The sequence below is a fragment of the Desmonostoc muscorum LEGE 12446 genome, from assembly GCF_015207005.2.
In the GTDB taxonomy this organism is placed as follows: Bacteria; Cyanobacteriota; Cyanobacteriia; order Cyanobacteriales; family Nostocaceae; genus Nostoc; species Nostoc muscorum.
On record NZ_JADEXS020000001.1, the window covers coordinates 556,591 to 568,564 of the forward strand.

The 11,974-nt window shown below is 43.7% G+C and carries 12 protein-coding genes and 1 pseudogene; 12 read left to right on the forward strand and 1 reads right to left on the reverse strand.

Features of this window, described 5'->3' with window-relative positions; all coding sequences use genetic code 11:
* The first annotated feature begins 215 nt into the window (after positions 1 to 215).
* The 12 genes from IQ276_RS02365 to IQ276_RS02420 all read left to right on the forward strand — a co-directional run bounded on the left by IQ276_RS02365 (position 216) and on the right by IQ276_RS02420 (position 11,793).
* Positions 216 to 2,048 carry a vanadium-dependent haloperoxidase gene (locus tag IQ276_RS02365; RefSeq protein ID WP_193920959.1) on the forward strand — a complete coding sequence of 611 codons (1,833 nt, stop codon included), beginning with the start codon at positions 216 to 218 and terminating at the stop codon, positions 2,046 to 2,048.
* Between the two features lie 290 nt (positions 2,049 to 2,338).
* Entirely contained in the window at positions 2,339 to 3,286 is a 948-nt protein-coding gene (locus IQ276_RS02370) for a zinc-binding dehydrogenase (protein ID WP_193920957.1), read from the forward strand.
* 163 nt (positions 3,287 to 3,449) lie between these two features.
* Positions 3,450 to 3,836: a hypothetical protein gene (locus IQ276_RS02375; protein ID WP_228043351.1), complete on the forward strand. Its 387-nt coding sequence runs from the start codon at positions 3,450 to 3,452 to the stop codon at positions 3,834 to 3,836.
* Positions 3,837 to 4,026: 190 nt separating this feature from the next.
* Positions 4,027 to 4,617: an SDR family NAD(P)-dependent oxidoreductase gene (locus tag IQ276_RS02380; protein WP_228043350.1), complete on the forward strand. Its 591-nt coding sequence runs from the start codon at positions 4,027 to 4,029 to the stop codon at positions 4,615 to 4,617.
* 96 nt (positions 4,618 to 4,713) lie between these two features.
* Positions 4,714 to 6,189, forward strand: a complete 1,476-nt coding sequence (locus tag IQ276_RS02385; protein ID WP_228043575.1) for an NF041680 family putative transposase — start codon at positions 4,714 to 4,716, stop codon at positions 6,187 to 6,189.
* Between the two features lie 67 nt (positions 6,190 to 6,256).
* Entirely contained in the window at positions 6,257 to 6,592 is a 336-nt protein-coding gene (locus tag IQ276_RS02390; protein ID WP_228043570.1) for an SDR family oxidoreductase, read from the forward strand.
* Between the two features lie 39 nt (positions 6,593 to 6,631).
* A complete protein-coding gene (locus IQ276_RS02395; RefSeq protein WP_193925649.1) occupies positions 6,632 to 7,135 on the forward strand; it encodes a GNAT family N-acetyltransferase in 504 nt (167 codons plus the stop codon).
* Positions 7,136 to 7,189: 54 nt separating this feature from the next.
* Entirely contained in the window at positions 7,190 to 8,104 is a 915-nt protein-coding gene (locus IQ276_RS02400; protein WP_193925651.1) for a TauD/TfdA dioxygenase family protein, read from the forward strand.
* A 131-nt stretch (positions 8,105 to 8,235) separates the two neighbouring features.
* Complete coding sequence (locus IQ276_RS02405) at positions 8,236 to 9,609, forward strand: LLM class flavin-dependent oxidoreductase (protein ID WP_193915855.1); 1,374 nt, start codon at positions 8,236 to 8,238, stop codon at positions 9,607 to 9,609.
* 29 nt (positions 9,610 to 9,638) lie between these two features.
* Complete coding sequence (locus tag IQ276_RS02410; protein ID WP_190879435.1) at positions 9,639 to 10,235, forward strand: glutathione S-transferase family protein; 597 nt, start codon at positions 9,639 to 9,641, stop codon at positions 10,233 to 10,235.
* Between the two features lie 74 nt (positions 10,236 to 10,309).
* Positions 10,310 to 11,281: a DMT family transporter gene (locus tag IQ276_RS02415; protein WP_193915852.1), complete on the forward strand. Its 972-nt coding sequence runs from the start codon at positions 10,310 to 10,312 to the stop codon at positions 11,279 to 11,281.
* 221 nt (positions 11,282 to 11,502) lie between these two features.
* A complete protein-coding gene (locus IQ276_RS02420) occupies positions 11,503 to 11,793 on the forward strand; it encodes an HAD hydrolase-like protein (RefSeq protein WP_228042977.1) in 291 nt (96 codons plus the stop codon).
* Here IQ276_RS02420 and IQ276_RS02425 read toward each other — a convergent pair.
* A pseudogene (locus IQ276_RS02425) lies at positions 11,679 to 11,933 on the reverse strand (PD-(D/E)XK nuclease family protein); the annotation flags it as partial. The gene IQ276_RS02420 and the pseudogene IQ276_RS02425 overlap by 115 nt on opposite strands.
* Positions 11,934 to 11,974: the final 41 nt, after the last annotated feature.

The following is an 11,974-nucleotide window of genomic DNA, read 5'->3' on the forward strand; positions in this document are numbered from 1 at the left end:
CGATCGAGCCTTGAATAGGATAAGTAAATGCCCAGAGTAATAACTAAGAGTGCAAATTACTTTCCAGTAGAGCAGCTCCAAGTTTCATAACAAATTCGCTAAGATTACTCTCTTTTTCAAGTGATGAGTGTTCCAAATGTGTGACTTAAAGTTACTCATTGATTCGCTCATGACTGGATTTTTGTATTGTTTTTTGCCAATGGAGATATCTTGAGATGCAAGTAGATCCCAATTCTCACCAAAATTCTGGTCAGGATGCTCAAACTCAGAGCGAAATAAAACAGCCTAAGAAACCCAATGTAGGTAGTTCAGGTGGCAGACGCTTCTTATTTAGTCGTGGTAGTAGACGTTCATTTCTCGGTCGTGTAGGTTTATTTACAGTCGCCAGCGCTGTTGGAGGTATTTTAGGTTCAACTGTGTCCTCCAAAAAGGGAGGAGACATTGCCCAAGCCGAAAATCCTTTCGGACGTTCTGGAAGGTCACGGTTCAACTATGAAAGGTTTGTTGATAAAGCTTTTCGAGTACGTGTTGAAGCAGCAAGACTCGAAAGGAATATTCCCATTCCGCCGCATCCTACCAACGGTGACGAGGAGCGATATCCCAACAAAATCGGCTCCGACAGTAGGGGACTACCCCACGATGCGCGGGGCGAGGTCAAATTGGAAGCTTACAACTCTCTGACCAAAGCACTGAAAACGCAAAACCCAGATGATTTTGAAAATATCATTTTGGGTGGCACTAGAAAACTCGTCAATCCTCAAGGACCTCTGGCAATTAGCTTGGAAGGCATCAATGCAGCCCAGATAGCAGTTCCACCACCACCACCTCTAGCTAGTGCAAGAAGGGCTGCTGAAGCTGTTGAACTCTACTGGCAAGCCTTACTACGTGATGTACCTTATTCCAAGTTCCAAAACAATACAGACGACCCAAAAGTTTTGGCAGCTGTCGCAGACCTGAACAAGCTTTCGGCGTTCCGAGGCCCAAAACAAAATGGCCTTGTAACTCCTCAAACTTTATTTCGTGGTAGCGTCAACTACGTCGATCGCAAGGATTCGTCTGGTAATAGTACAAAATATGTTACTCCACCAGGGGTACTAGAAGGGCCTTACATCTCACAATTTCTGCTGCGGACTATTGTTTGGGGAACCCAGTCTGTTTCAGCACTAATTCGTACTGCTCTTCCTGGCAATGACTTTCTCATCGATTTTAATGAATGGCTGACCGTCCAGAATGGAGGGAGTTCAGGCAAGACAATTAACTACGATCCTATTAACCGTTACATAGTCACGGTTCGGGATTTAGGTGAGTATGCTCATATCGGCGGTCCTACCTACGTGGGAGCCTCCTTGATTCTTGGTAGTATCGGCGCACCATTGAATCCAGGCAACCCCTATGTCAATTCCAAGACCCAAGTTGGTTCTGCTGCCACCTTTGCAGTCGGACATTTACAAGCCTTGCTCCCCTTGGGTACTTCACGTGCGATTAGAGCATCATACTGGCAGAAGTTTTATGTACACCGCATTCTGCGTCCAGAGGCATATGGTGGGCTAATTTACAACAATATAGTCAATAAAACCCAGTATCCGATTAATTCTGAGGTCTTAAATTCCCAAGCTTTAGCTTCGACCTTCGGAACCTTCGGTACTTATTTGTTACCTCAAGCATATCCAGAAGGTGCGCCAATCCATTCTTCCTATACAGGTGGTGCTGCTGTTACTGCTGCTGTCAATGTCACACTGTTAAAAGCATTCTTTGACGAGAACTATGTTTTCCCCAACCCAGTCATACCTGACCCCAATGACCCCACAAAAGTAATTTCCTACAGCGGGTCACCTCTGACCATAGGCGGTGAGTTAAATAAACTAGCAACTAACTATGCTATTGGTCGCGGTAACGGTGGTATCCATTGGCGTTCGGATGGTTCAGCTGCCTTGGCTTTGGGAGAAGAAGTTGCCATTAGCCTCCTTAGGGATGAAAGACTAGGCTACAACGAACGATTCCAGGGCTTCACCTTTACTAAATTTGATGGCACGAAAGTCACAGTTTAAGGAAAACATTTCACAGGGGCTAGATTACAGCACAGCAATAGATGCAGATATTGATGAAACAAATCTTTTCCCAAGATGCTTGATTGTTCTAGTTTTCTGTGATAATTTTCTTTTTACGTACTATAAACTACGTTAAATTTATCAATTTACCGTAGTTTATTAAATATCGTTAACCTAGTTGCAGGAATTTAAAGTAAAGAAAGAATAGATAATCTATCAAGTTGATCTATTGCAAGCACTAAATTGCGAACCAATGATCTACAAATTAACCTCTAAGCCAGGGCAACCTTATGAGCAAAATACGTGCTGTGATTGTTGACCCCAATGTGCCAGGGCGTTTGGCACTAAGTGAAGTGACTGCACCACAGCCTGCTTCAGATGAAGCTTTAGTGCGGGTAGCGGCGATTTCCTTGAATCGGGGAGAGGTCAAACGTTCGACCACTGCTGAGGCTGGTTGGCAGCCTGGTTGGGACTTGGCTGGTATCATAGAAACTCCTGCCATTGATGGGTCAGGGCCTCCCCAAGGAGCGCGTGTAGTCGGCTTGCGCCGCAGCGGTGCTTGGGCAGAACTTGTGTCTGTTCCCACCAGCACCCTAGCAGAAATACCGCCATCGGTATCTTTTGCTGAAGCTGCAACATTGCCTGTGGCAGGCTTAACTGCCTACCATGCCGTGCTAAAAGGCGGTTCACTTTTAGGTAAGCCTGTTTTGGTTACAGGTGCATCAGGAGGTGTTGGTTACTTTGCGATTCAATTGGCACGATTATCAGGGGCGCAAGTCGTGGCACATATTCGCCAAGCTGGCTATGAGACTCTGGTGAGAGAAGCAGGGGCACAATCAGTGGTGATTGGTGAAGACCTCTCACCCGCAAAGGAATATGGCCCTTATCATCTAATTGTAGAGTCAGTAGGTGGCAAGACTTTGGGTATAGCTCTTGGCTTACTGGCTCAGGATGGAAAAACTGTGCTGTATGGAGTATCTGGGGGAGCTGAAGTAACATTCAACGCTGCCCAATTTTTCGGGACTGGTGGGGTGAGTTTGTATGGTTTACGTCTGTTCGATGAACTGAGATTTGAATCAGCAGCAGTTGGTCTAAAACGGCTTTTGAGTTTAGTAGAAGCAGGTCAGTTGCGTCCTCACATTGATTTAGAAGCTTCTTGGACAGAAATAGCTGACGTAGCCCAAAAGCTACTCGACAGGAGTTTTCCTGGTAAGGCTGTATTGCACATTTCCAATTGAGGATTACGAAATAATTCGTAATTCGTAATTCGTAATTCGTAATTAGTTGTCTTTTTATACACCTAAATTTATTGTTTCGAGCCGCTTAAGTTCAGGTGTGGGGTAAAAATTATGAATTAGGTTAGCGAGTCTTCTCCTAAAGGTAGACGCCAAAGGGGAACGAGTGTCATTAGAAATTACGAATTATGCTGAATTTTGGTTCAAACTAGACCAACTTGTAGCTGGTAGTAACCTCAAGATAGATCGTCCAAAAGGTACATCACATCCACGTTATCCATCCTTTATTTATCCTCTGGATTATGGATACTTGGAAGATACTCGATCTGGAGATAAAGCTGATATAGATGTCTGGATAGGAAGCTTATCAAATAGAACAGTCACCGCCCTCATCTGTAGTGTTGACTTAGAAAAGCGGGATACAGAAATCAAGATACTTTTGGGTTGTACATCCCAAGAAAGCCGAGCAATCTTGAACATCCACAATACAGGTTCTCAATCAGCAATATTATTGGTTCGGGATGAGGTTGTTAAAGTCTTGCAGACGCGATGAATCGCGTCTCTACAATGAATATTTTTACGCTTAATGCAAGCGTATTGCGGGATAACTGACTTGTGAAAAATAAATCTCATTTTTGAACCTTAAAAATGATTGTGACAGATTGATTTACTCAACTTAGATTCAGCAAACTATCCCCAATCAAAAATCTAAAATCTAAAATCCAAAATGGTATGACTTTGCTATGAGCTTAGAACTAAAACTATCAGGTAAAACAGCGATTGTCACAGGAGGAAGTGCGGGGATTGGCTTAGCGATCGCCAAAGCTTTGTATAGTGAGGGTGTGAATGTGGCGATCGCAGCTCGTAACCCAGAACGACTAGAAAATGCGGTCAGTGCGATTCAGTCCTTACCCACTCCTGGCGCGAAAGTCATCTCCATCAGTGCTGACCTGACTCAGGCTGAAGATGTTGAGAAAGTTGTGTCAACAACTCTGACACAGTTTGCTCAAATTGATATTTTGATTAATAACGCCGGTTCAGCCCGTGCTGGCTCGTTCCTCGAACTGGGCGACGATGTATTGTTGGATGCTTGGAACTTAAAACTATTGGGCTACATTCGCTTGGTCAGAGCTGTTGTACCCCATCAAAAAAATCAAGGTGATGGACGCATAGTCAATATCATCGGTGGTGCAGGACGGACACCTCGTCCTGGCTTTGTTCCTGGTGGTACGACCAATGCCGCCCTACTCAACTTTACTAGAGGAATTTCTAAAGATTGGACTTTGGACAAAAAGAAGTTTATTCGCGAGTGTGACTCGCGAATAAATGAATGATTAATCTTGTTTATAGTGACGAGCAGAAAAAAGCATAGCCATCAGACCCCCAACAAATAGTAATATCAACTACAAAGTATCTTTGGGTAAATACTGATGGCTATGCCAAAATTTAATAACAATCAATTAATAGCGCAATTTCAAGATTTTAGACAAAAAATTTACAACTGTTTTTCTTCATGTAGCGACGCCTGTATGGATTTGTTGGATGCGCTTGCGGGTAATACGGGAGCCAATTCAATTGCGGAGTTATCTTTAAGTCCTTTGTTTCCCAGAAGCTATAATTCTATTTATAAAGCAATTCAAAAATCATTTAATACAAATATTCAGGAGAAGAACAATGAAGAAGAAGAACAAGAAGAACAAGAAAAACCCAATAACTTAATTAGGGTGGTATCTGAGTTAATTAAGCAACCACAACAACGCCCTTTTTACTTATTCGCTCTTGATACAACACCGCATCCGCGTCCTTACGCGAGGACTTTAGCTGAACGTGGGTATATTTACCAGCCAAATACTATCAAGGGTAACAAACCGATTAATATTGGTCATTCTTATTCGATACTTTCTATCTTACCAGAGAAAGAAACTGGGAATGCCGCCCCTTGGTCAATACCAATATCAGGAGAAAGGGTATCACTTGATAAAACTGGTGTTGATGTGGGTAGTGAACAAATTTCCTCAGTAATGTCTGATTCATCACTGCCCTGGCAGGAAAAATTGTGCGTCTTAGTAGCAGATAGCGCCTATAGTCAGCGTTCATTTCTGTTTGACCAATCCAAACACAAAAATGTGGTAGTGATAGCCAGAGTTCGTAGTAATCGAATTTTCTACCAATCTCCACCCGTTGATGAGTCAAAGAAAAAACGTGGTTGTCCAAAAAAATACGGTGAACGGTTTAATTTAGCTGATGTTGAAACTTGGCACTCTCCCGACGAGACAACACAAATTCAGCAGACAACCTGTAAGGGTCGTCTTTTAAACATCACCATACTCGCTTGGCATCAAATGTTGATGAGGGGAACCAAGCACCAAAAAATGTATTGTCATCCTTTTACTCTGCTCAGAATTCATGTGACTGATGATACTAATCAATCTCTCTGGAAACCAATGTGGTTAATTGTCATAGGTGAGCAACGTGGAGAAATCTCACCTACGGTTGCAAACCATTGCTATAGACAAAGGTTTGATATTGAACACATGCTGCGATTTAGCAAGCAGCGTTTGTTGATGACGCAGTTTCAAACTCCAGATGTTTTGCATGAGGAAAATTGGATACATTTAGTAATCCTAGCTTACGTACAGTTGTGGGCGGCAAGGGAGTTAGCAACACACTTACCCAGGCCATGGGAGCGTTATTTAGAACAAAACAATGATAAAATTGCCACTCCAAGTGTAGTGCAACGCGATTTTCAGAGAATTATTTCAGAGATTGGTACACCCGCTCGTTCTCCCAAAACCAGAGGAAATTCCATCGGTCGAGTTCAAGGTCAAGTTCAAACACAACGAACTAAGCATCCTGTTGTCAAGAAGAAGTCAAAATCAACACTCGCTAAAGTCAAAGCCGCATAAATTTTCTTAGGCTTTAGGCGTTTAACTCAGTCTGACTCAGTTTGTAAAATAACTGGGGTAATTTCTGATGACTAGTTTTTTGTTCGCGAGTGTGACTCGCGAACAAACTTCTTTTTGTCCAAAGTCCAATAAAGAGTTAGCCCAATACAATATCCGAATCAATGCCATTTCACCTGGTGCTACCGCCACAGAACGAGCCGAACGTTTGGCACAACAAAATGCCCAAGCGCGTGGCATCACCGTAGAACAAGCCAAGGCAGAAACTATTCAAGGCATACCTTTAAAGAGAATTGCTCAGCCAGAAGAAATTGCATCCCTGGCTCTATTTTTAGTTTCTGACCTTGCCGCATCGATTACAGGAGCAGAGATTCTTGTGGATGGCGGCTCTACTCCTGGTGTTTAAAGAGCGATCGCTTTACTTACCAATGTCAGAGTTCAGACAATGGTGAAAATTAGAAAGGCCCAAGAAGCAGATGCACCAGTTTTAGCGGCAGCTGAAGCCAACATAGCCCAGACACCGGGCTATATGGTTTCCCGCCCCAATGAAATTACACCATATGCCTTCGCAAGGAAAATTGCCGACCTCAGCCAGCATCCTCGTGGACTCTACATCGTAACCTCGTTAGACGACAAAATTGTTGGTCATGCAATGCTCGATCCCATGAGGTTGTCAGCACTGTCCCATGTAGTAAAGCTAAACATCTTTGTCTATCCAGGATTCCAACGGCAGAGAATCGGACAAACGATGATGGAGTATTTACTAACTTGGGCTAAACAGGCTCCTGGTGTGGAAAAGATAGAACTGCTAGTGCGAGCTACTAATAAACCTGCGATCGCCCTCTATCAAAAATTCGGATTCTTTGAAGAAGGTAGATTCAAGAAACGATTAAAATTGCCAGACGGTTCTTACATAGATGACATATCAATGGCATTGTTTGTCGATTAAGTCTGGATGTTTAAACAAAAAACAAAAGTACAAATCTCACGGAGAAACAAACACATGACTTCCCAACACTTTGACATCAAACCAGTTGCCGGACGCATCGGTGCCCAAATCATTGGCGTGAATTTGAGTAATAACCTGAGCGACGAAATTATCAGTGATATCCGTAAAGCCTTAGTTCAATACAAAGTAATTTTCTTCCGTGATCAACAGCAACTTGATGCTAACGGACAGGTAGCCTTCGCTCGCAGATTTGGTGAAGTCACTACAGCTCACCCCACCGTTCCATCACTTCCAGACCATCCAGAAGTCCTCGATTTGAATTACGGCAAAACTACTTCCCGTGCGAATAGTTGGCACACTGATGTAACATTTGTAGACCGTCCACCCCTTGGCTCCATCTTGCGGGCACTCGTCATCCCTCAAGCCGGAGGCGATACTATCTGGGCAAACTCTGTGACTGCATATCAAGATTTACCAAACCATCTACGTAGTCTTGCAGATGAACTCTGGGCAGTACATAGCAATGCCTACGACTATGCAACTGGATTTGACCTTCCTGAAGACGTGAAGGCTTACCGGGCTGTTTTCACTTCGACGGTATATGAAACGCTTCACCCAGTAGTACGCGTTCATCCTGAATCTGGTGAACGTGGCTTATTTATTGGTGGCTTTGTTCGTCAGTTCCGTGGCCTATCAACCACTGAATCCGACGATATTTTAAGACTGTTACAAGCTTACGTAACCCGTCCCGAAAATACAGTTCGTTGGCGTTGGCAAGTTGGTGATGTGGCATTCTGGGACAACCGCGCTACTCAACACTACGCAGTTGCTGATTACGGCAACCAACCCCGTCACGTTCAGCGAGTGACAATCGTCGGCGATACTCCAGTTGGTATTGATGGCAAACAAAGTCAAGCCATCAAGGGTGACTCTTCTGCATACAACCGACGCGAGGCAGTTGCAGTATAGAGGGATTGGGGACTGGGGATTGGGGACTGGGGATTGGGGACTGGGGACTGGGGACTGGGAAGAAGTTTCTTGATCGAAATCCCCAGTCTCAAAGTTGAAAAAGCATAAGTAAATTTTCGTAGAAATAAAAAATGAGCCAGAAAAAACAAATTAAACTAGGTGCGTTTTTACCAGGTTCAGGTCATCACGTGGCAGCTTGGCGACATCCCAATGCTCAGCCGGACGGAGGTCTGAATTTTCAGCATTACAAGCGCCTCGCACAGACAGCCGAACGGGGTAAATTTGATATGCTCTTTCTGGCGGACGGTTTAGCAATTTGGGATCAAGGAAAAGGAAGAGAAGCTTTTAGCCGTTCGGGACAATTCAGTGTCCACTTTGAACCGCTGACTTTATTATCGGCACTATCTGTGGTGACCGAGCATATCGGCTTGGTGGCAACGGCATCAACTACCTATGACGAACCCTTTCACCTCGCCCGCAAGTTTGCTTCGCTAGATTACTTAAGCGGGGGTCGTGCTGGATGGAATGTTGTCACCTCCTCTGCTGAAGCCGCAGCTAAAAACTTCAGCCGAGAAGAGCATTTAGAACATGCACTGCGCTATGAACGGGCGAGGGAATTTTTAGAAGTTACTTCCAAGCTTTGGGACAGTTGGGAAGATGATGCCTTTTTACGCGACAAAGAATCGGGTATTTACTTCGATCCTGACAAGCTACACGTTCCGAATCATAAGGGTCAACATTTCTCAGTGCGCGGCCCGCTGAATGTAGCCCGCCCCATTCAAGGGTATCCGGTGATTGTGCAAGCTGGTTCTTCTGAGGCTGGACAAGATTTAGCGGCACAGACAGCAGAGGCAATTTTTACTGCCCAGCAAACTCTTGCCGAAGCCCAGACCTTTTATTCTGGTGTCAAAGGTAGACTGAGTAAATATGGACGATCGCCTGACCATCTGAAAATTATGCCTGGTGTATTTCCAGTAATTGGTAGAACTGAGGAAGAAGCGAAAGAGAAGTACCAGGAACTTCAAGATTTAATTCATCCGTCGGTTGGATTAGGACTACTCTCAGGACTTGTGGGTGGACACGATTTATCGAAATATCCCTTGGACGGGCCACTGCCAGATTTACCAGATACCAATGGTGGGAAAAGTCGCTTGCAGCTGATAACTGACCTCGCCCGCAGAGAGAATTTAACAATTAGGCAACTGTATTTGTGGATTGCTGGGGCACGGGGACATCGAACAATTCTGGGAACGCCGGAGCAAATTGCCGATCAGCTCGAAGACTGGTTTGTTAACGATGGTGCTGATGGATTTAATATTATGCCACCTTGGCTACCTGGTGGTTTGGATGAATTTGTAGATTTGGTGATTCCAGAACTGCAACGCCGGGGTTTATTCCGTACCGAATATGAAGGCCGCACTCTGCGGGAGAATCTTGGTTTACCTCGCCCAGTAAATCAGTTTAGTAAAGTTGCATCCCCAGAACTGGCGGGTGCTTCCAGATAATTTCACTAAAAGAGCGATCGCACTTTTTTATGAAACTCTTTTACACAGAAAGATCTCAATACGCCCGCATAGTTAGGGTTGCAATCATTGAGCTAAATTTAAGCGATCGCGTGGAACTGCAAAAAGTTACGGTACGCGATCGCAATAGCGAATTACTCAATTACAATCCGACGGGTAAAGTGCCAACCCTGGCGACTGATGACGGATTCATCTTGAGTGAAACGCGGATCATCGTTAGTTATCTCAATCGGTTAAATCCTGAAATCAAAATTGTTGCTGATGATTCTGACGGATTTTCGCAGCAGCTTGAAGGCATCACAACTGCATTTATCGATGGTATTAGTATTTGGGCAAGGGAGCGAATATTGCGGGACGAAAGTGAGCAATCACCTAAAGTGATCGAGTTAGAGCGATCGCGTGCTTTGCGAATTCTAGACTACTTCGAGAAGATTTCCGAAAAACTCGACCAAACACCTAAGCTCGCTCATATCACCCTCGCCTCTGCACTAGGATTAGAGATTCGTTTGCCGGAATTACAATGGCGACATAACTATCCCCAACTTGCTCAATGGTATGATGAATTTTCTGGGCGGCCGTCCTTACAATTGACGAAACCAGAGTCGTAAAAACTCAAATCTCGTCTGGTCTGTCAGTCCAGTAATTTCAGCAATACAATCGGGTTTCAAAAAACCTTTTTCGCGTGTTAGGCATCCTGACGGTTCTTCTATCCTCCTTTGTTTTGGCGTTTCACAACGTTACTGTGCGAGTTTTGTTTTCAGAACATCTCGTACTAAGTTTCTTTTTACTCGGTGGATACGTTAAACCGGATTTGCAGAATTCATTCTTGTTGATGTTCATGCGAATGCTACTCGTAGTTCCACTCATGGCATCTCTGGCATTCAAGCTATATCCATCTGCCTTTAAAGAATTACGAGAGTTGTTCACTCGCCAATACCGGAATATTCTGATTCAAGCCTTGATCTGTGGAGTACTGATGTTTGTCTACGTTACCTTACTCTACGTTGCTATTGGCTTAATTACTACTGGAATTGCTACGACCCTTTTCTTCATCTATCCCGTGTTTACAGCGTTGCTATCTTGGAAGTTTTTCGGCCAACGCCCTACATTTTTCCGTTGGTTGGTGATGGGGATTATTCTGGTGGGCTGCGTTCTTGTTATTCCCCAATCTTCTGGAAGTCACAGCAATCATACCATTGTAGTTGGGATTGTAGCGAGTATTAGTGCTGGCATTGTTTATGCGTTCTATAACGTTATCGCCCAAAAATGTTTAGAAAAATTCCATCCAGTTCCCTTCACTTGGATTAGTTTTGCTTCCACCCTGTTACTCTCCGGTGTTAGCTTATTGTTCTGGCCAGTTTCTACTACTCAAATTGACTGGACGCCTCTGTGGATTGGTAGTATCTTTTCGGGTTTAGTTAGCTTTGTCGGACACATTTTGAACAATTTAGGAATTCGGATGATTGGTGCAACTACCGCATCAATAATTGGCTCTAGCAGTCCAGCATTGACCGCAATAGTCGCCTGGGCAACCATTAGCGAAACCTTAAACTTGATTCAAATTATGGGGATTGGTGTTGTCACATTTGGGATTGCTTTGCTGAGTGGAGAAAGCTTTTTTCAATCATTCAAAATTAGGAGGACTGGGGAATAGTACCGCAGGGCGGAAGTCAAAAGTCAAAAGTCAAAAATCAAAAGTATTAAGGAAGCGGCTTTTTAGCGATTTTCAATGGCTGCTCTACTTACGCCGTGGCGTACTAGAGATTGGCGATAAGAAGACTAATTTAAGACGAATTATATAAAACAAAGTTTATAGATTTAGACTTATAAACTCAGATTAAATCTCACTTTTTTATTACGAAATGAGTACAAAATATGCTTACTGATGCTATCTTATTCGATTTAGATGGAACATTGACAGATCCTCAACTTGGTATCACTCGCTGCATTCAGTATGCCCTGTCTGAACTCGGTTACAAACCACCGGATGCTGAGCAATTGCATTGGTGTATTGGTCCTCCGCTCAAAGATAGTTTTTCGCAGTTACTCACACCGTTTTCAGATTCAATTAAATCGGATTTCCCGATTAGTTTGTACTTATCGGACTTCAACCAAATCGCTCTTATTTGCCAAGTTTTTTTGCGGTTTCCGTCTCCAGTTGTATGAACGCGATCGTGTAAACTTGTGCCTTCAATTGTGTATTGATTATCAATAAATTCTCCGGCACAAAATATCCGCCAACAACGATGCGAACAGTAGCTATATTGATTTAACGCCGCAATAGGAATGTAATCAATTTCATTCATATCTTTGATTCACTAACTATTTAAAAATCCAAAATCCAAAA